The sequence below is a fragment of the Glycomyces sp. NRRL B-16210 genome, from assembly GCF_000719515.1.
Classification (GTDB): Bacteria; Actinomycetota; Actinomycetes; order Mycobacteriales; family Micromonosporaceae; genus Glycomyces.
Genome location: NZ_JOGR01000008.1, coordinates 1 through 18,390, shown reverse-complemented (window position 1 = coordinate 18,390; position 18,390 = coordinate 1). Strand labels below are relative to the sequence as shown.

15 protein-coding genes and 1 rRNA gene are annotated in these 18,390 nt (G+C 71.3%); 7 read left to right on the top strand and 9 right to left on the bottom strand.

Features of this window, described 5'->3' with window-relative positions:
- Window positions 1–4 precede the first annotated feature (4 nt).
- From IF12_RS0112605 to IF12_RS0112595, 3 genes are all read right to left on the bottom strand, one after another.
- Window positions 5–925, bottom strand: a complete 921-nt coding sequence (locus IF12_RS0112605) for a carbohydrate ABC transporter permease (protein WP_030158663.1) — start codon at window positions 923–925, stop codon at window positions 5–7.
- A gap of 23 nt (window positions 926–948) precedes the next feature.
- Complete coding sequence (locus IF12_RS0112600) at window positions 949–2,286, bottom strand: ABC transporter substrate-binding protein (protein ID WP_133884166.1); 1,338 nt, start codon at window positions 2,284–2,286, stop codon at window positions 949–951.
- A 385-nt stretch (window positions 2,287–2,671) separates the two neighbouring features.
- The gene (locus IF12_RS0112595; RefSeq protein WP_030158661.1) at window positions 2,672–5,281 is read right to left on the bottom strand and encodes a GNAT family N-acetyltransferase; all 2,610 of its coding nucleotides are present in this window, start codon (window positions 5,279–5,281) and stop codon (window positions 2,672–2,674) included.
- A gap of 57 nt (window positions 5,282–5,338) precedes the next feature.
- On the opposite strand from IF12_RS0112595, the gene IF12_RS0112590 reads away from it, so the two are divergent.
- Window positions 5,339–6,052 (top strand): siderophore-interacting protein, encoded by a 714-nt coding sequence (locus IF12_RS0112590; RefSeq protein ID WP_030158659.1) that lies wholly within the window; start codon window positions 5,339–5,341, stop codon window positions 6,050–6,052.
- Window positions 6,053–6,097: 45 nt separating this feature from the next.
- Here IF12_RS0112590 and IF12_RS0112585 read toward each other — a convergent pair whose 3' ends face one another.
- Entirely contained in the window at window positions 6,098–6,637 is a 540-nt protein-coding gene (locus IF12_RS0112585; RefSeq protein WP_030158658.1) for a DinB family protein, read from the bottom strand.
- 183 nt (window positions 6,638–6,820) lie between these two features.
- On the opposite strand from IF12_RS0112585, the gene IF12_RS0112580 reads away from it, so the two are divergent.
- Window positions 6,821–7,081, top strand: a complete 261-nt coding sequence (locus tag IF12_RS0112580; RefSeq protein ID WP_030158657.1) for a hypothetical protein — start codon at window positions 6,821–6,823, stop codon at window positions 7,079–7,081.
- Between the two features lie 288 nt (window positions 7,082–7,369).
- Here IF12_RS0112580 and IF12_RS0112575 read toward each other — a convergent pair whose 3' ends face one another.
- Window positions 7,370–8,053: a DUF998 domain-containing protein gene (locus IF12_RS0112575; RefSeq protein WP_081913548.1), complete on the bottom strand. Its 684-nt coding sequence runs from the start codon at window positions 8,051–8,053 to the stop codon at window positions 7,370–7,372.
- 144 nt (window positions 8,054–8,197) lie between these two features.
- Here IF12_RS0112575 and IF12_RS0112570 point away from each other — a divergent pair, with 144 nt between their 5' ends.
- The 4 genes from IF12_RS0112570 to IF12_RS0112555 all read left to right on the top strand — a co-directional run bounded on the left by IF12_RS0112570 (window position 8,198) and on the right by IF12_RS0112555 (window position 12,515).
- Window positions 8,198–9,499, top strand: a complete 1,302-nt coding sequence (locus IF12_RS0112570) for a sensor histidine kinase (protein WP_051704324.1) — start codon at window positions 8,198–8,200, stop codon at window positions 9,497–9,499.
- Window positions 9,496–10,170 carry a response regulator transcription factor gene (locus IF12_RS0112565; RefSeq protein WP_030158651.1) on the top strand — a complete coding sequence of 225 codons (675 nt, stop codon included), beginning with the start codon at window positions 9,496–9,498 and terminating at the stop codon, window positions 10,168–10,170. Before IF12_RS0112570 ends, IF12_RS0112565 begins: the two co-directional genes overlap by 4 nt.
- An 80-nt stretch (window positions 10,171–10,250) precedes the next feature.
- Window positions 10,251–11,075, top strand: coding sequence for an NAD(P)H-binding protein (locus tag IF12_RS0112560; RefSeq protein ID WP_030158650.1), 825 nt, complete (start codon window positions 10,251–10,253; stop codon window positions 11,073–11,075).
- A 282-nt stretch (window positions 11,076–11,357) separates the two neighbouring features.
- Entirely contained in the window at window positions 11,358–12,515 is a 1,158-nt protein-coding gene (locus tag IF12_RS0112555; RefSeq protein ID WP_030158649.1) for a S1 family peptidase, read from the top strand.
- Between the two features lie 129 nt (window positions 12,516–12,644).
- Here IF12_RS0112555 and IF12_RS0112550 read toward each other — a convergent pair whose 3' ends face one another.
- The 3 genes from IF12_RS0112550 to IF12_RS0112540 all read right to left on the bottom strand — a co-directional run bounded on the left by IF12_RS0112550 (window position 12,645) and on the right by IF12_RS0112540 (window position 16,724).
- Complete coding sequence (locus tag IF12_RS0112550) at window positions 12,645–13,757, bottom strand: DNA glycosylase AlkZ-like family protein (RefSeq protein WP_051704323.1); 1,113 nt, start codon at window positions 13,755–13,757, stop codon at window positions 12,645–12,647.
- A gap of 135 nt (window positions 13,758–13,892) precedes the next feature.
- Window positions 13,893–15,437, bottom strand: a complete 1,545-nt coding sequence (locus IF12_RS0112545; protein ID WP_030158637.1) for a gamma-glutamyltransferase family protein — start codon at window positions 15,435–15,437, stop codon at window positions 13,893–13,895.
- A 132-nt stretch (window positions 15,438–15,569) separates the two neighbouring features.
- Window positions 15,570–16,724 carry a tetratricopeptide repeat protein gene (locus IF12_RS0112540; protein WP_030158635.1) on the bottom strand — a complete coding sequence of 385 codons (1,155 nt, stop codon included), beginning with the start codon at window positions 16,722–16,724 and terminating at the stop codon, window positions 15,570–15,572.
- Between the two features lie 273 nt (window positions 16,725–16,997).
- Between IF12_RS0112540 and IF12_RS0112535 the strand changes: the two genes are divergently transcribed.
- Complete coding sequence (locus tag IF12_RS0112535; RefSeq protein ID WP_133884165.1) at window positions 16,998–18,134, top strand: hypothetical protein; 1,137 nt, start codon at window positions 16,998–17,000, stop codon at window positions 18,132–18,134.
- Window positions 18,135–18,294: 160 nt separating this feature from the next.
- On the opposite strand, the gene rrf is transcribed toward IF12_RS0112535, so the two are convergent.
- Window positions 18,295–18,390: ribosomal RNA gene (gene rrf / locus IF12_RS24145) — 5S ribosomal RNA — on the bottom strand; the annotation flags it as partial.

The window sequence follows — 18,390 nt, the reverse complement described above, 5'->3', positions numbered from 1 at the left end:
GACCTCAGTTGTCATAGTTGACCCAGTACTTGGCGGTGAAGAACGTCAGGGCGGTGAACGCGGCGATGATGACCAGCAGCGTCCAGGCCATCGCCGAGGCGTAGCCCATGTTGAACTGGTTGAAGCCCTGCTGGTACAGGTACAGGTTGTAGAACAATGTGGAGTTCGCCGGTCCGCCGCCGCCGTTGTTCATGACGAACCCCTGCGTGAACGTCTGGAACGAGGCGATGATCGACTGGATCAGGTTGAAGAAGATGATGGGGCTCAGCAGCGGCAGCGTGATCGAGCGGAACCGGCGCCACCGGGAGGCCCCGTCCACGGCGGCGGCCTCGTAGTACATGACCGGGATCTGCCGCAGCCCGGCCAGGAAGATCACCATGGGCGAGCCGAACGTCCAGATGTGCAGGATGATGAGCGTCGTCAGCGCGAAGTCGGGGTCCGAGGTCCAGGCGGGGCCGTCGATCCCGAACCAGCCGAGGAAGGCGTTGACGATCCCGTCGAGGCCGAAGATGTAGCGCCACAACAGGACCACGGCCACGCTCGCGCCCAGCAGCGAGGGCAGGTAGAACACCGCCCGGTAGACCGGCAGCCCCTTGATGCCGCGGTTGAGGACCATCGCGACCGCGAGCGCGGCAGCGAGCGACAAAGGCACCGAGACGAACGTGTAGACGAAGGTGACCTTGAGGGACTTGAGCAGCACCGGGTCGCGGAACATGTCCGCGAAGTTCGCCAGCCCGATCCACTGCGGCGAGCTGAGCAGGTCGTAGTCGGTGAACGCCAGGTAGAGCGAGGCGAAGAACGGGACGATCGTGAAGAGCATCCCGATGAACCACGGCAGCAGGAACAGGTAGCCGGCCCGGTCCCGCCTCGCCCGCCGGCGCGGCCCCCTCGGGGGCCGCGCCGGCGCTGCGACCGCCTCCGGCATGACGGCGGCTTCGGTGGAGGTGATCACCCCGCGATCGCCTGTTTCGCCTGTTCGATGAACTGCGCGGCCCCGTCGGCGGGGCTCTGCCTCCCGAATTCGACCTCGACGGCGATCGCGTCGAGGAAGTCGAAGACGGCGCTGCCGCCCGGCGGATAGGTGAACGAGCGGGGCAGCTCCTCGCCTTGGAGGGCGATGAGGTAGTCGGTGGCGAGCTGGTCGTCCGGCTCCAGGGAGTCCTTGATCTCCTCGGCCACCGACGCGTTCGCGGGGACCCCGCGGGTGGTGCCGGTCGCGAGCGAGGCCTCGGGGTCGTTGGTGAGGAAGTCGAGCAGCCGGATCGCCTCCTCGGGGTGCGCGGACGCCGAGGCCACCGACCACAGGTGCGGGCAGTCGATCGACTGGCCGCGGCGCGTCCCCTGGGTCTCGCCGGGGATGCGCAGCAGCGCGAGGTTGCCGCCGCAGGCGGCGTTGTAGCCCAGGAAGTTGTTGGTCGGGATGATCTGCGAGGCGAGTTTGCCCTGGGCGATGTAGGACTGGTCGGGGGAGCCGCCGATCTGCTCGAAGAACCCAGCGGGCGGGAACCCGCCTTCGTCGCGCATCCCGCCGATGAGTTCGAACCAGGCCTGCACCGTGGCGGCGGTGACGCCGAGTTCGCCCGCCTCGGTGAAAAAGTCCTCGCCCCTCTGGCGGGTGTAGACGACGATGTTGGCGAGGGTCTGGGCTTCGAAGCCGGTGCCGTAGACGGCGCCGTCGCTGGCGTCGGTGATGCCTTTCGCGAAGGCGGCCAGGTCTTCCCAGCTCCAGGTGTCGCCGTCGGGGACGGCGACGCCGTACTGCTCGGCGAGATCTTTGCGGACGACGAAGCCGATGGCGTTGAGCCCGGCGGGGACGCCGAAGACGCTGTCGCCGACTTCGGCGAGCGTGGACGCGTTGTCGCTGAGTCCACTGAGGTCGATCGCGCCGGAGTACTCGTTGAGGTCGAGCAGGGCGCCGCGGTCGGCGTACTCGCGCAGGCTGTCCATGCGCATCGCCATGAGGTCGGGGGCGTCGCCGGCGGCGAAGCGCGTGGCGAGCTTGTCCTGGTAGGGCCCGGAGTCCTGGTACTCGATCTTGATCGAGACGCCCTCGTTGGCCTCCATGAACAGGTCGAGGGCGGCCTGGGTCTTCTCGGCCCGGGTGGCGTCGCCCCACCAGACCATGTTGAGGGTGACGCCGTCGCCCGCGTCGTCGCCTCCGCCGCCGAAGCCGCGGCCGCAGGCGGCCAGGGCGGGGGACGCGACCAGGCCGATGCCGGTGGCCCGCATGAGGTCACGGCGGCTGAGCGCTGCGCGAGGGGTGGTGGGGGGTTGGTCAGTGGTCACGCTTGCGGTCCCTTCGAAGGGCGGTCCGGCGTATCGATCGGACTCGATGGTTCGGGTCAGGTTAGGACCGCGACCCGAGTTATGTCAAGTCATGAAATAAATTGATCCGAAGTTAGGGCAAACCATTGACCGTAATCGATCGCCCTGCTTAGACTGGCCCGGAGAACGCCGTCCCACAAGGCCGGATTCGAGCCGTACCGGGTCGAGTCGCCTTCGCCCGCAGCGCAAGGGGATCGACAGAGGCGTCTCGCCGGGGCGGACCGCGGCCTGGCGAGGGAGTTGGGCGGCCCGCAGCCCGAGATTGGGACCTGGACTGCGGTGGCGCCGAACGCCAGGCGCGGCCCTCGGCCTCGCGCCGAGGGCCGCACTCCGCGGCCGCGATCCCTTACAGCAGGGGGAAGGGCACGTCCTCGCGCCTGAGGAACGCCAGCCGGGCGGTCTTCTCGGGCAGCTCGATCTCCGGGCCGAGCGTGAAGCCGGTGCGCCGCAACCGGGCCCGGGCCTGCTCGTTGCGCGTGTCGGGTTCGGCGACGATCCGCTTCCGCGAGGGGTCGGCGAACAGGAAGCTGCTGAGGAAGGTCATGAGCCGGCCGGTGAACCCGGGCGTCACCCGGTCCCCGGCGGCGGCGATGAGCAGGTGCGAGCCGATGTCGCCGGGCTCGACCGCGTAGCACTCGCCGACCGGGTCGGCCTCCGGCTCGTACGTCTGGAACAGGGCGATGGGCGCGCCGTCGCGCAGCACCAGGTAGGCGTGGTGGGTCTCGAGGGCGGCGAGGTACTCGTAGATCTCCTGGACGTACTCGCGCGAATGCTCGGTCATGCCCCAGAACCGGGCCCGTTCCTCGGTGACCCACCCGTAGATGAGATCGAGGTCCTCGGCCGGGTGGACGGGGACGAGGGCCACGGTGCCGAAGCCCTCCACCTTCCGCTCGAAGACGGCGGGTCGGTCGATCATGCGGTACTCCTCTTGCAGCTCTTGCCAATCGGTGACTACAGGGACGAGTTCGCCGCGTTGCCACAGCGGGAACTGGTCGTCGTGGTGGGGTCCGGGCGGGCCCGAGGCGCCGAAGGGGACGATCCATCGGCTCCGCTCGCGGTCGGCGAGGTCCCAGACCCAGCGGGCGACCGGCCCGCGCGAGAAGTGGTCGCCGACGCCGGGGGCGCCGGAGGTCGCGAGCACGCAGTCGGCGTCGCCCGCGTTGCCCGCCAGCGCCTCCGGCCAGGGAACGCCGTACGGGAGGTCCTGCCAGGGTTCGAGCCGGTGCGCCTCGCCCCAGGTGAGCGCAGGCTCGGCGGCGGCCTCTGCCGCGGCGGCCCGCAGGGCCTCGTCGCGCTCTTCGGGTGCGACGAGTTCGAGCGCGTGCGGGAGGGCGAAGCCGATGCGGGGCAGCAGGGCGAGCCAGGGCGCGAAGATCACGGGGTGGCCGGACGGTTCGGCAAGGGCCGCAAAGGAGGGCAGGGCCGCGAGGCGGCGGATGAACGCGTTGCGGAGCGCGGCGAACGCGGCGGCCTCGACGCTGCCGGCGTCCATGCGGCGGTCCCAGGCGGTGAGGCGGTCGCGCAGCGCGGCGGCGGGGCCGTCGAGGTCGAGTTTCGCGAGGGGGTCGAGCAGGGCACCGGCGCTGGGGAGGTAGGTGTCGGCGTGGACGGCGGCCATGGCCGCGGCGGTCCAGTCCGATCGGGTGTCGAGGAGGGCGCGGATGCGGTCGGCCCGGTGGGGCGGGCAGAACTCGACGCCGAGGGGCGCGGCGAGGTCGCGTTCATTGGCCATGACGGCGATGCGGTCGACTTCGGTGCGCGGCAAGGGCTTCCAGCCGCGCCAGGAATGTTCGGCCTCCCAGGCGGGGACCGGGTGGCGGAGGTTCGCGGGGTCGCGGTCGGGCACGCGCCCGGCGATGCGGTGGAGGAGCCCGCCGGCGGTGTCGGCGGCCATGACGACGTTCACCGGGAGGACCCAGGAGTCAAGGGCCGCATCGACATCGGCGACCGTGGCGGCGCGGAGCAGCCGGGGCAGCGCGGCGAACCCGAGGTCCGCGACGGCCTGCACCGGGCCGCGGAGGCTCAGCGCCTCGTCGGGGCCTTCGGCAACGATCGGCCCCCGTGCGGTGGCGACGGCCTCGACCGTATGCGTCGCTCCACCGGCCACGTCGATGGCCTCGGTCCAGGAGCGCGCAGGCTCCCAACCGTCGGGCCCGAACGCTTCGACCGAGCCGTCCGCGTTGCGCCGCAAGCGTTCGCGGTAGAGGTCCTGCGTGTCGGCCATGGCGTTGGTGATGCCCCAGGCCACCGAACCTGTGTGTCCGAAGTGGGCGATCCCAGGGATGCCGGGGACGGCCAGGCCCACCACGTCGAACTCGTCGCACGAGAGTCGGATCTGCTGGTAGGCACCGGGAAGCTGGATGAGCCGGTGCGGGTCCCCGGCGACGAGCGGGGCGCCCGAGGCGGTCATGGAGCCGTCGACGAGCCAGCCGTTGGAGCCGACGGGCTCGGGCCCGTCCATGGCGAACCTGTCGACCGCCTCCTCCCCCAGGGTCTCGCGCACGCGCTCGCGCCAGAACTTGGCGGGGAACCCCGCGCCGAACAGCAGGTGCTCGGAGTGCCAGATCGCGAGCGGTGTCCAAGGGTCCCAAGGCTCCGGGGTGACCCCGGTGGCCGAGGCCGGGCCGAGTTCGGGGGCGAGCGCGGCGCCTCGCGGCATGGCGGCGTTGACGCCGTCGACGTAGGCGCGGACCCAGTCGGCGGTCGCGTCGTCGAGCGCCTCGAAGGCGGCGCGGGCGGTGTCGACGATGCCGGTCTGGCGGGCGAGGCGGTCCCAGTGCAGCCAGCGCTCGCCGATGATCGCCGAGGCGGTCCCGGCGGCGCGGCGGCGGGCGTTCTCCAACTGCCACGCGCGGTCGGCGGCGGCGTTCCAGCCTTGGGCGTAGGCGAGAGCGAGGGGGTCGGGGGCCTTCAGATGCGGGATTCCCCAGGCGTCCCGGTAGCAGATGAAGCTCATAATTAGGTTAGTCTAACCTAAGATTACGTTCGCTCATATTTCGAGGAGGGGCCGCGCATGGGCCACGGCTGGGAAGGCGCAGTCCTCAAACTGCTGCGCGCCAAGGACTTCAAGTTCACCGTGACCGGCGCCGAGCAGGTGACCGAGCACTACCGGCGCCTGACCTTCACCGACGGCGGACTGCTGGCCGAACTCCCCCTGCACCCGACCATGTGGGTCCGCCTGTGGTTCGACGACGACGGCAAACCCCACCAGCGCGGATACACCCTTGTGGACCCCGACCCGGAGCAGGGCGCGTTCGCGATCGAATTCGCGCTGCACGACGGCATCGCCAGCGACTGGTCCAGAACCGTCGAGCCCGGCGAGACCATCCAGGCCACGGTGTACGGCACCGGCTTCGAACCGCTCGACCCCGCGCCCGAACGCCTCCTCATCGTCGGCGACGCCGCCTCGCTCCCGGCGATCAACTCCCTGCTCGACGCCCACCCCGAGACACCGGCGACGATCTGGTTCGAGACCGCGGACGACGACGAGCTTCCCTTCAGGACGGACGAGCGCCACGACCTGCGCAAGATCGCCCGAGACGACCAGGGCGAGGCCCTGGTGAAGCGGGTCCGCGAAGAACTGCCGGGACTGCTCGAAGCGACCGCGAACCCCTACGTATGGGTCGCGGCGGAAGCGAAGAGCACGAGGGCGCTGGCCGCGTTCGCGCGCAAGGAACTCGGCCTCCCGAAGCAGCGGGTCCACGCCCTGGCCTACTGGCGCGCGTAACGCAGCGCATCGAGGCGGTCCGGTCATCGCGACAAGCCTCAGCCGTCACCGGGTAGCGGATCGGTGCAGGTAGAGGTCGCGGATGACGCCGATCTCGGCGCCGTGGTGGGCGACCTCGTCGAGGGCGTGGAGGCCCAGTTTGAGGTAGGTCTCGGTGCCGTAGGGGCCGCCGAGGGCGCCCATCGGCTGCATGAGCCGCTCGTCGCCGAGCCCGGTGAGCCGGGCCCGGAACCGGGACCAGTCCTCGGCCATGGCCTCGACGCCCGCTTCGGGAGTGCCAGGCCACGCCAGCGGGTCGCCGCCGCCCGGTTCGCCCTCGAAGAACCGCAGGTAGCCGCGCAGGCAGTCGGCGCCGATGTGCCACGTGCGCCAGGCGATCGTGGTGAACGGCGCGGGCACCGGGTCCTCGGGCGGGACCGGGTCGGCCCGGAAGCGGTCACCGGAGGGTCGGACGGTCATGCACCCGTCGACGGGCTCCCAGAGGTACTCCTCCTCGGTGGTCCCGGCGAGGCGGGCGACGGCCCGGTCGAAGACCTCGTCGAAGGTCCGCACCAGGTCGTCGGTGATCGGATCGGAAGCGGTCATGGAATCCTCCAGAGCAGGTTCCCGCAGATTATGTCCCCCGAGCCCGACAATCCCCGGATTCCCGATCACCGACCCGCAGAACCCTCCCCGGCCGACGCGCGGGCCGGTTTCGCAGCCCGTTGCGGCGCAACGCCTCAACTAGGGTGAGCGGTGGCAGGCGATTTTTGAGGCGAGGGGACGCGCATGGCGAGCACGGCGGAGATCAAGGCGCAGATCCAGGGCGCGATCGAGCAGGTCCAGGAGGCGATGGGCGCGGTCGGCGGCGCCCAGTCGCAGGCGGACGGCGCGATCGGGGCGGGAACCGCGGCGACCCAGGACACCGGCAGCTCACTGCCCGGCGAGGCGCTGTCGCAGTGGCAGCAGGCGAAGGACCGCCTCGAAGAGGCCCTGACCCTGTTCCAAGGCGGCTCGGACACCTTCGAGCAGTACGCCGACACGATCTGACGCGATTCCGGCCCGGCTCACCGCCGGGCCGGACGTCGCACGATGCGCTCGCATCGGCTTCGAGGCCCGCTCCTCGTACGCCTGCACCGCGATTCCTCGGAGCTCCGTAAGAACCAGCTGCCGAACGACGGGCCCGGCGGCGGGTCCTCGGGACAGCGGAACAGCGGCCGGTCTACCCTGCCGCGCCGCAGGTCGCCGCAGCGTCCCAGTGACAGCCGGACCCGCGCCACCGCCGCCCGCCAGCGCCGCGTCGCTTTCACGACCGGGCTCCGTTCGGACTCCGCGCGTTCACGACCGCGCTCCGGCCAGGGCCGGAACGACCTCTGGCGCCGCTGCCGGGACCCGGATCGTGGCCCGGCTCGAGTTCGCCACGAGGATCCACACCAGCGCCGACAGCGCCACCAGCAGCACCCGCTGCGGAATCCCCCGCCAGTCGCCGCCGCCCGCGAGGTCGGGCAGGAACGTGTTCAACGCCGTCGTCACGAACATCAGCGCCGCCAACCAGGTCGCGCCCCAGGTCCCCCGCCGCACCCAGTCCGGCGCCTTGGCCTCCTTCATCCGCGCCGCGCACAACCCGGCGACCACGGTGAGGAGCACGAACGCGGCACCGGCGCTGTAGCGGTGGATCTGGGCCCCCGGGGTGAGGCCGGTCTCGGGCGTGCCGGTGCGGAACACGGCCGCAGCGACGAGCATGACGGCCGTCGCCCCGAGCAGGAACCGGGCGAGTCCCTCCCGGGCGAGGCCGATCCCGCGCCCGGCGAGGATCGCGCAGGCGAGCGCCAGGCTCAGGACCGAGGCGGGGAACAGGACGATCCCGGGCCAGGTCAGCGCATATGCGGAGACGGGAACGGCGACGGCGTCGACCGCCTCGTACTGGGTCAGGTGCATCACGGCGAAGCCCGCCTGGCTGGCGGCGACCGCGGCCATCGCGGTCACTTCCGCTGGGCGGCTTCGGAACAGGGTTCGCATCATGTGGCGAACGGTAGGTTCCGGGAAAGTCCCCTTCCCTCAAGCCGAGGCGTGGAATCGGCCCTCATACCCAGGGGTGAGAACCGGGCCCGCGAGCCGTACTGAGGGGTGAGGCCGCGCAGGCCGGAGGCGGCCTAAGTTGGAGCGGTGAACGCACAACAGCCGTCGCGGACCTCGCCCGCCCGCGTCGTCGTCAGCTACCTGATCGCGACCGGCCCGGCCGGCGACGGCGCCTGGCGGTGGCGCTTCACCACCACGCTCGCGCTGATCGGGCCCGGTTCGGTCCCGTTCGGGCTGGGCATGTTCGCGATCCAGAACCACATGCTCCGGGTCGACTACCTGATCCCGTGGGGCGTGTTCCCCGCCTTCGCGACCGGCGCCGCCGTGGTCCTCGCGCGCTTCCGGCCGGTCGAGGCGTGGCTGCTGGTCATGGCCTCGCTCGCGGCGACCATGTCCGCCGCGACGGTCGACGGTTCGCAGCCGTGGCCCCTGACGACCGCGAACCTGTTCGCGCTCTACCTGGTCCTGTTCGCGCTGGGCCGCGACCGCCGGTTCTGGGTCGGCATCCTCGCCTGGCTGTCGTACCTGTTCATCGGGGCGAACGCGCTCCAGTACGGCCCGACGCCGGACCTCAGCGCCGCCGTGAACCCGAACCCGGCCTCGGACAACCTGGCGCTCGGCGCGGTCCTGGGCGCGTTCGCGTTCCTCATCGGGTTGACGGTGCGGATCTGGAGGCAGGGGCGGGCGCGCCTGGCCGAGAAGGAGGAGGTCGCCGAGACCGAGCGGCACCGGCGGCGCCTGCTGGAGGAGCGCACCCGGATCGCGCGGGAGCTGCACGACATCGTGGCGCACCACATGTCGGTGATCGCGGTGCAGGCGTCCACGGCCGAGTACCGGCTCGCGGGCCTGGACGGGGAGGCGAAGGCCGAGTTCCGGTCGATCGGCGACCAGGCGCGCGAGTCGCTCGCGGAGATGCGGCGCCTGCTCGGGGTGCTGCGCAGCGAGGACGAGGCGGGCGCGCGGGAGCCGCAGCCGGGGCCGGAGGCCCTGCGGGGCCTGGTCGAGTCGGTGAACCGGGCCGGAACGCCGGTGGCGTTGGACGTGGTCGAGCTGCCCGAGGAACTGCCGGAGACGGTGGCGCTCACGGTGTTCCGGGTGGTGCAGGAGGCGTTGAGCAACGTGGTGCGACACGCCCCGGGCGCGTCGACCTCGGTCGTGGTCGCGGCCGAGGAGAGCGCCGTGGTGACGGTCGCGGTGTCGAACGGGCCGCCTCCGGGGAGCGCGGTCGCGGCGGTGCCGCGGGGTTCGGGGCTGGGGCTGGTCGGCATGGGCGAGCGGGTCGCGCTGGAGGGCGGCACACTGGAGACCGGCCCGACCGCCGAGGGCGGCTTCCGCGTGTTCGCGGCGCTGCCGGTCGAGACCCGTTCCACCGCAGAGGAGACCCCGTGACGATCAAGGTGCTCGTCGCCGACGACCAGGCGATGGTCCGCGCCGGGTTCGCGGCGCTGCTGAACGCGCAAGCGGACCTGGAGGTGGTCGGCGACGCCGAGAACGGGGTCGCGGCGGTGACCGAGACCTCGCGGCTGCGCCCCGAAGTGGTGCTCATGGACGTGCGGATGCCGGTCATGGACGGCCTGGAGGCGGCGAAGCGGATCCTGTCGAGTCCGCAGGAGCGGCGGCCGCGGGTGCTCATGCTGACGACCTTCGACATCGACGACTACGTGTACGAGGCGCTGCGCATGGGCGCCAGCGGGTTCCTGCTCAAGGACGCGCCGCCGGACGACCTGATCGCGGCGGTGCGGGTGGTCGCGGCGGGCGACGCGCTGCTGGCGCCTTCGGTGACGCGCCGGCTCATCGAGGAGTGCTTCAAGGCGCGGCCGGCGCTGCGGCGGTCGGCGAAGCTCGACGCGCTGACGCCGCGCGAGGAGGAGGTGCTGCGCTTGATCGCGCGGGGCCTGTCGAATCCGGAGATCGCGGCGGCGCTGTTCGTGTCGGAGCAGACGGTGAAGACGCACGTGGGGAAGGTCTTCGCGAAGCTGGGGCTGCGGGACCGGGCGCAGGCGGTGGTGTGCGCGTACGAGACGGGACTGGTCACGGCGGGCGATCCGAGGGAGGCCTGAGACCCCAGTATTGGAATGGATCGTTCCGCTCTGCTATACTCGGAACAAGTCATTCCGTTCCATGTTTTCGAGGAGAACCCATGCGCATCCTGATCACCGGCGCCACCGGCACCGTCGGCCGCAACGTCATCGAGCAGCTCGCCGCCCTCGACCCCGAGGTCGAGCTCCGCGCCCTGACCCGCGATCCCCAGGCCGCGCTTCCCGAAGGCGTCGAAGTCGCCGTCGGCGACCTCTCCTCCCCCGAGACCCTGGCCGACGCGTTCAAGGACGTCGACGCCGTCCACTTCATCAACTTCGCCGGCGAGCAGTACGCGCCGCTCCCCGAGGCGGCCGCGATCGTGGCCCTCGCCGAGGGCGCGGGCGTGCGCCGTGCCACCGTCCTCGGCGGCCGCGCCGAAGGCGACCTCGAACAGGCCCTCACCGCCGGCGCCATCGAGACCACGTTCCTCCACCCCGTCGAGTTCATGTCCAACACGCTCATGTGGTGGGCCGAGGCGGTCAAGGCCGAAGGCGTCATCCGCGAGCCCTTCGGCGACCGCGTCAGCGCGATGGTGCACCCGGCCGACATCGGCGCGGTCGCCGCGAAGGTCCTGCTCGACGGCGGCCACGACGGCGCCACGCTGCTCCTCACCGGCCCCGAGGCCCTCCCGATCCAGGACAAGGTCCGGATCCTGGGCGAGGCGATCGGCACGGACCTGGAGTTCGTGGAGCTCACCGTGGACGAGGCCCGCGAGCGCTGGGCCTCGCAGGGCATGGGCGAGGACATGGTCGCCTTCCTCATCGAGGCCCTGGGGAACACGCCCGAAGAGGGCAAGACCGTGGTCGGCACGGTCGAGGAGGTCACCGGCCGACCGGCGCGCGGCTTCGCCGACTGGGCGGCCGAGCACGCCGCCGCCTTCCGCTAGGAGCATTCGAGAATGGACGCCGCCCCATCGCGGAGCGGCGTCCATTTTCGGCTGGAAACTGTGGTTGAAGGGTCTCGTTAGCATTCCTGAAACAACACACCACTTAGACCGATATTCACTGAATTACTTACATCTTTAACTTTTATCGTTTTGGCTCTAATCTCCTTGTATGGCCCAGCTCACCGAAGCCGGCGGGAAACAACCGTCGGAACCGGTGCGCCAGGCCGTGGCAGTCGCCTCCCCGTCGGCTGTCGATGCCCTCACCCGAAAGGCACACATCAGATGAAACGCCAACGCGCACTTGCGGTCACCGCCGCCAGCGCACTCGTGACCACCCTCATCCTCGGCACCGCCGCCACCCCGGCGTCCGCCGAGATCCTCGACGCCAAGGCCGCCGAGGCCAGGGCCGAACTCACCGGCAACGTCTCCCCCGGCCTCATCACCCAGCTCGCCGAGACGTTCGACCTCACCGAATCCCAGGCGTACGACCGCCTCGCGGTCGAATCCGTCGCGGCCGACCTGCTCGAAGAGATCCCGCAGTCCATCGAGGACTCCTATGCGGGCCTGTGGGTCTCCGAGGCCGCCGACGAGATCTTCGTCGCCACGACCGACCCGTCCGACGTCAACGAACTGCGCGCCGAAGGCGCCACTCCCATCCTCGTCGACCACGACCTCGCCACGCTCGAAGCGGCCGCGGGTGCGCTCGACCACCTGGCGGTGGAGGGCCACTACGGCCACTACATCGACCTGGCCGAGAACACCCTCGTGATCGAGACCGCCGACAGCGCGGTCGCCGAACAGATCGTCGCCGCCTCCGGCATCGACCCGGCGCTCGTCACCGTCGACGCCGAAGCCGATGCGCCCCAGACGTTCTACGTGCGCGGCGGCGACTCGTACATCATCGAGAACTCCTGGCGCTGCTCGGTGGGCTTCGCGGTCCGCCGCGGCTCGACCCCCGGGTTCGTGACCGCCGGCCACTGCGGCTCGGTGGGCAACCGCGTCACCTCCGGTGAAGCCGCGCCCGGCACCTTCCAGGCCTCGGTCTTCCCCGGCTCGGACGCCGCCTGGGTCTCGGTGGGCGCCAGCGAGCCCCTGTACAACCAGGTGAACATGTACTCGGGCACCCGGTACGTCTACAACTCGAGCCAGGCGGCCGTCGGCTCGTCGATCTGCCGCTCGGGTTCGACCACCGGCTGGTACTGCGGCACCGTGCAGGCGTTCAACCAGACGGTCAACTACGCCGAGGGCACCGTCCGCGGCCTGACCCGCACGAACGTGTGCGCCGAACCCGGCGACTCGGGCGGCTCGTTCATCACCGGCAACAGCGCCCAGGGCATGACCTCGGGCGGCTCCGGGAACTGCCGCACCGGCGGGACGACCTACTTCCAGCCGATCGGACCGGCCCTGTCCACGTGGGGCCTGACGCTCGTCACGAGTTAGCTCGGGAAGCGAATCAGAGGAGGGCCCTCCGCGAGGAGGGCCCTCCGTCGCGTCCGGAGAAGAGCGGTCTCGTTCTCGGCGAGAACAATCCCGGCGGACCCCTCGTGCCGGGGGAAGGATGCGGCGGTCCTAGACGGCCGCCTGCCAGCGCACTTCGGCGTCGACCCAGGAGGCGACGCGGTCGACGGCGGCGTGCAGGTGCTCGCGGTCGGCGCGGGCGTCGTCCCATTGGGCGGCCTCGACCACGAGTTCGCCTTTGCTGCGGCGCAGAGCGACCCGGCCGGGGAGGTCGCTGCCGACGAAGATCGGCAGGCAGTAGTAGCCGAAGGTCCGCTGCGGCTCGGGCACGTAGATCTCGATCTTCCAGCCGTGCCCCCACAGGCGCTCCATGCGCTCGCGCAGCCACACGAGCTGGTCGAACATCGATACGGCGACGGCGCGTTCGGCGCCGGTGACGCGGCTGCGGCGCACCTGCGGGCCGAGCCAGGCGCGGCCCTTCCAGCCTTCGACGGCGACCTGTTCGATCTCCAGGTCGCGCAGGACGCGGTCGGTGTCGGCGATCTTGAGCCGGAAGTAGTCGGCGACGTCCTTGGTGGTGGCGACGCCGAGGTTGCGCAGGGCGGTGGTGACCATGTAGCGCAGGCAGGCCTCGTCGTCGGCGTCCCAGAGGTGCTCGGCGGGGATGGCGCGCTCGGCGAGCTGGTAGACGCGTTTGAAGCCGATGCGGTGGGTGCAGGCGACCTCGCCGAACCAGAGCAGGCGCTCGACGGCGTGCTTGTGGTCGGTGCGGTGGTTCCAGCTGTCGCCCATGTTGCCGGTGCCGAGGGCGCGGTGCATCGCACCGGAGGGGAAGTCGGAGACGGTGATCGCGCCGCGCTCGGCGAGGAGGGCGAGGACTTCGGCTTCGGCGACGGCGAGGGAGTCGTCGGGGTAGCGCTCGCGCCAGGCGCGGCGGCGGCGGGCGAGGTAGGGCCAGGCGGAGACGGGCAGGAGCGACATGGCGTGGGCCCAGTACTCGAAGGCGACGGGGGTGCGGCGGCGGTCGAGGCTGCGGGCGGCCTCCAGGACGTCGAGGTCGCGGGAGAGGAGCGTCAGCTCGTGGGCGCGGCGGACCGCGGAGATGGTGTCGAGCTGGATGCACCCGAGCCGTTCGAGGACGGTCTTGAAGCGGGTGGCCTTGGGCCGCAGTTGAGCGGAAAGGGCGATCCGCCGCGCATCGGTGAGCCGCATCGACTCGGGCACTGGTCAGGTCCTCTCGAGATTCCGATATTCGCCCCGACGGTACCGCCGGGGTCCGACAGCCCGGACGGAGCCGGGGGCAAGGGCCACGGGCCACGACCCCCTGCGGGTCACGGACCCGCTGGCCGCGTCGCTCCGCTAGTTCGGCGCGTACGCCGCCTGCCCCGTCTCGGCCCTCGGGTCGGCCGCGCCTTCGACGTGGCCGTTCTCGTCGACCTCGATCAGATGCGCGTGCCCGAAACCGCTCCCGGCCGCCGCCCACACCGCGGCGTGCCCGCGTTCGGCCAGCCCGGCGCTCCACGCCTCCGGGGCGCCCGCCTCCAGCTCCACGTCGATGTCGTACACGCCCGTCCAAGTCCCGAACCCGGTCTCCCCCGGGTGCAGCCGCCACCGCGGCGCGGCCACGGCCGCCTCCACCGACTCCCCGCCGTGCAGCACCCGCGCGATGAGCTGCGAGACGATCTGCGGCTGCGAGTCGCCGCCCATCGTCCCCGCCACCAGCCGCAGCGACCCGTCCGGCCGCGTCACCAGCGCCGGCACCAGCGTGTGCGGCGGGCGCTTCCCCGGCCCGAACTCGGCCGGGTGGCCCACGGCCAGATTGAACCCGGTCCCGCGGTTCTGGAGGCCGATCCCGGTGCGCGGCTCGAACAGCCACGTCCCGAACCCGGCCGCGTTCGACTGGATGTACGACACGCCCATGCCGTTCCCGTCGAGCACCGCCATGTAGGTCGTCCCGCCCGCGGCCTGGTGCACCGGCACCTCGGCCCTGCGATCCGGCTCGATCCGCGCCGCCCGCTCGACGGCGGCCGCGAGCAGGTCCGACACGTCCGCGCCCTCGAACAAGCGCTCGGGCCGGTCGTACCCGGCCTGCCGCGCGGCCTCCACCAGGTAGTGCGCCCACAGCGGGTCGCCCGCGTCCACCGGCAGGTCGAGCCGGTCGGCGATCGCCAACGCGAGCAGCAGCAGGTACCCCTGCGAGTTCGGCGCGGCGGCCCACACCCGGTGCCCGAAGGCCTCGACGCTCAGCGGTTCTTCCCAGTCCGCTTGGGACGCTGCCAGATCGGCCTCGCTGAACAGGCCCTTCCCCATCTCGATGAGGCCTTGGCCGAAGTCGCCGAGATAGAACCCGTCCCGGCCGCCCTCGGCGATCGCCCGCAGCGCGGCGGCGGTCCGCTCGCGCGTCACCGTGGCCCCCGCTTCGAGTCCGACCAGGTCTTCGGCGCCTTCGACGCCCTCCACCATCGCCCCGGCCTTGGCGAGCATCGCCGTCGCGGGCCAGCCGCCCGACGCCAGCTTCACCGCCGGAGCGAGCAGCTCGGCCATCGGCCGGGTCCCGTACCGCTCGTGCAGGGCGAACCAGCCGTCGACGCAGCCGGGCACCGTGGTCGAGCGCAGGTCGCCGCGGAACGGCATCGCGGTGTGCCCTTCGGCCCGCAGCCCTTCGGGGTCGGCGCCGGAGCCGGCCCGACCGGAGGCGTTGAGGTACGCCGGGGTCGCTTCACCGGGCACGTGCACGAGCGCGAACAGGTCCCCGCCGAGCCCGCACAGGTGCGGGGCCACGACGGTCAGGGCCGCACCGGCCGCGATCGCGGCGTCCACGGCGTTGCCGCCGTTCGCGAGCACTTCACGTCCGATGCCGCTGACGAGCGGATCGACCGAACAGACCACACCCTGATCGACCACGGGGCCTCCTTCTGCGCGTCCGGCGGACCAGATTGCGGCCCGCGCGGGAATCGGGATCGGGCCGGACCGCAGGTCCGGCATGGTCAGGAAGCTTACCTTGCCGCGCGGCTAGTAGTGAGCCGCCACCGACGATCACGCCGCCGAAGGGAGGCCTTCCCACGTGGCGCTCGAGATCCTCGCCGCCCGCCAGAACCATCCGACGTAAGCGACGACGAGCGCCGCCAGGACCCCCAAGTGCTGCAACGCGTTCAACTCGCCGATCAGCATCGCGGCGACCCCGCCGAGCACCGCCAGCGTCCCCACTGCGGCGCCGGCGAAATGCCCCCGCCGACCCGCGGCGACCAGGTCGCGGCGGCACCGCGCCGGCAGCACGATCAGCGACCGCGCCCAGGCCGCCGCATAGGCGACCGCCAGCACGCCCGCCAGGACCGCGCCGAGGAGCGCGGGGGTCGGGAAGATCCAGTCGACGATGTTGAGCAGCAGCGCCGCCCGCAGCGCCCACTCGAACCACCGCCACGACCACCGCCGCAGCGTCGCCTCGTAGACGTCGGCAGGCTCCACCGCGTCGTTCCGAGCGCGGTCCTCGGTCAGCGAGGCGGCGGCCGCCGCCTGCGCGACCCGCGTCCCCGAGCTCAACCGCCCCCGCGCTTGCAGGAGCTCGGCCAGGTCGCACTGCACCGCGAGGTCGTCCGGGGCGAGTTCGAGCGACCGCTCGTAATGGGCCTGCGCGAGCTTGTGCCGCAGGTGGTGGTCGTAGATCCGCCCGGCCGTGTGGTGGACCCAGGGGTCGCCGGGCGCGCGCTCGACCGCCATCTCCACCAGCTCCCGGGTCTTGACGAACTCCTGGTCCTCGTAGCGGAACCATGCCAACTGCATGTAGTACTGGCCGTTGTCCGAGGTCAGCTCGACGGCCTGCCACAGCGCCGCCGCGGCCTCCTCGGGCCGCTCCAGCTCGAAGAGGGTGTTGGCGCGCAGCCAGTGCGCGTCGGCGTTCTCCGGCTCCTCCTCGATGGCCCGCAGTGCCCAGGCCAGAGCGTCCTCCTGGCGCCCGGCCATGTGCAGGCACCACGCGAGCAGCAGTTGCGAGACGGACTCGGCACCGTAGCGTTCGATGCCCTTGTCGAGCACGTCCGCGGCCTCCCCGTACGCCTCGGCCTCGATCAGCTCGCGGGCGCGGCTCTCGACGGCGCCCGAGATGAACCCAGGCCAGGTCTTCGCGACCGCTTTGAGGACCCGCCCCTGCGCTCGCGGGGACGGAGGGTCGGACAGATTGGCGGCATCGCTCATTCCCGACTCCGGATCGCTCGGGGGACAACGGCTCGACGACGGTTCGCGGCGGACGGCGGGCGGGAGCGCGATGTGATCGCGCACTCCCACGGGACCCGGATCGCCTGCCGGGCAGCGACACGAAGTGAATGTCTCCCGACGCACACCCTCCGTGGGGCTCGCGAACCGTGAACTAGCAATAGCATAGAGGCGGACCGCGTCCACCGGTACACCCAAGTCTCTTGTACCGTGGAGTGACCGCGGTGGGGACGAGAGGAAAGATCGGGACTGGTCATGGAAGAGCCAACACTGCCTGCTGACTCAGCCGGGCCGATCTCGTCGACGGTGCACCGGTGGCGGCGTCTCGCCGTCCGCCACGACCTCGAGTGGAGCGAGCTCCTGCTCATCGCGCTGAACCTGTACGGGTTGCGCGGCAACAACACCGAGGGCATGCGCCTGCGCCTGAACTCCGAGGACGAGGAGTTCATGCTGGTCCTGCCGGCCGACCGCGCGACCTCGCCGTTCAGCCTCCGCGCCCACGTCGACCCCTCCTCGCCGCAGCACGGCCTGAGCGAACTGTGCGTCGACGGCACCCCGGTCGCCGAGATCATCGAAGCCGAACCCGGCGAAGAGGTCCGCGGCTACCTGCGCGCCGAGGGCACGGCCGCGACGCTGCTCCTTCAGAACGCCACCGACGAGTCCGACCTCGTGAAGTGCTACCGGGACCTGTTGCAGGCCTTGGCATCCGACCTCTCCGAGGACGAGCCGCACCTGTTCGACGAGGTGACGCTCTCCGCCGGAGGGGCCAACGAGGAAGCGCTCGTCGTCGAGCACCTCACGGCCGTCCGCGAGGCGATGACCGCCGAGGGCCTTCCCGAGACGACCACGCTGGGCGTCCTGACCCCGGCGCTGCGCAGCAAGCCCGCGTTCGCGGAGCTCGCCGACAAGGTCGGCCCGGTCCTGCTGTTCCTGACCACCGAGACCTTCGAAGACGACGGCACCGTCGAAACCGCCGAGCCGTCCGTCCCTGACGACGCCGCCGCCGCGGACCCCCTGGTCCCGCCGGCGAGCCGCCAGTCGGAGCGCCTCTCGGAGATCCTGGCCGCGGCCCGCGAGGCCGGCCACCGCACCTCGTTCACGTACACCGTAGGCAGCGAACCGCTCGACGAGATGCGCGCCTGGCTGCTGCCTCTGGCCGAGCAGACCACTATGTGGCCCTCGCTGACGATCCTCCCGGCCGAATCGCCCGTGGACGACTCGCCCCAGCACATCGCGGCCCCTGACGAGCGCCTCGACTTCTTCCTGGAGGCCCGCCGCCTCCTGGAGCAGATCTTCGCCCCGACGCAGCTACGCCCGCAACCGTGGCGCTGTTACCGGGGCCTCTGGTACCGCCAGCACGCCGGCGAACACCTCGAAGGCCCGTACGTCTAGGCCGGACCGCTCTGCGGCGGGCCGCTAGCCCTGCCAAGGAACCTTGCGCAATAGGACATACGAAAAGGGCCCCACCATTCGGTGGGGCCTCTTTTCATTGTGCGCGTGAGGATATGCAAAAGGGCCTCCACCTACTGGTGGAGGCCCTTCTCATGTTCATGTTTGGCGGTGTCCTGCTCTCCCACACCCCCTCGGGTGCAGTACCATCGGCGCTGGAAGCCGTAACGACCGGGTTCGGAATGGGACCGGGTGTGAC

Bases quoted from the DNA above. Each gene is read 5' to 3' on its own strand.
- IF12_RS0112540 (WP_030158635.1), bottom strand. From the start codon at position 16,724: ATGAGCGATGCCGCCAATCTGTCCGACCCTCCGTCCCCGCGAGCGCAG.
- IF12_RS0112555 (WP_030158649.1), top strand. From the start codon at position 11,358: ATGAAACGCCAACGCGCACTTGCGGTCACCGCCGCCAGCGCACTCGTG.
- IF12_RS0112585 (WP_030158658.1), bottom strand. From the start codon at position 6,637: ATGACCGCTTCCGATCCGATCACCGACGACCTGGTGCGGACCTTCGAC.
- IF12_RS0112595 (WP_030158661.1), bottom strand. From the start codon at position 5,281: ATGAGCTTCATCTGCTACCGGGACGCCTGGGGAATCCCGCATCTGAAG.
- IF12_RS0112605 (WP_030158663.1), bottom strand. From the start codon at position 925: ATGCCGGAGGCGGTCGCAGCGCCGGCGCGGCCCCCGAGGGGGCCGCGC.
- IF12_RS0112535 (WP_133884165.1), top strand. From the start codon at position 16,998: ATGGAAGAGCCAACACTGCCTGCTGACTCAGCCGGGCCGATCTCGTCG.
- IF12_RS0112575 (WP_081913548.1), bottom strand. From the start codon at position 8,053: ATGATGCGAACCCTGTTCCGAAGCCGCCCAGCGGAAGTGACCGCGATG.
- IF12_RS0112580 (WP_030158657.1), top strand. From the start codon at position 6,821: ATGGCGAGCACGGCGGAGATCAAGGCGCAGATCCAGGGCGCGATCGAG.
- IF12_RS0112560 (WP_030158650.1), top strand. From the start codon at position 10,251: ATGCGCATCCTGATCACCGGCGCCACCGGCACCGTCGGCCGCAACGTC.
- IF12_RS0112590 (WP_030158659.1), top strand. From the start codon at position 5,339: ATGGGCCACGGCTGGGAAGGCGCAGTCCTCAAACTGCTGCGCGCCAAG.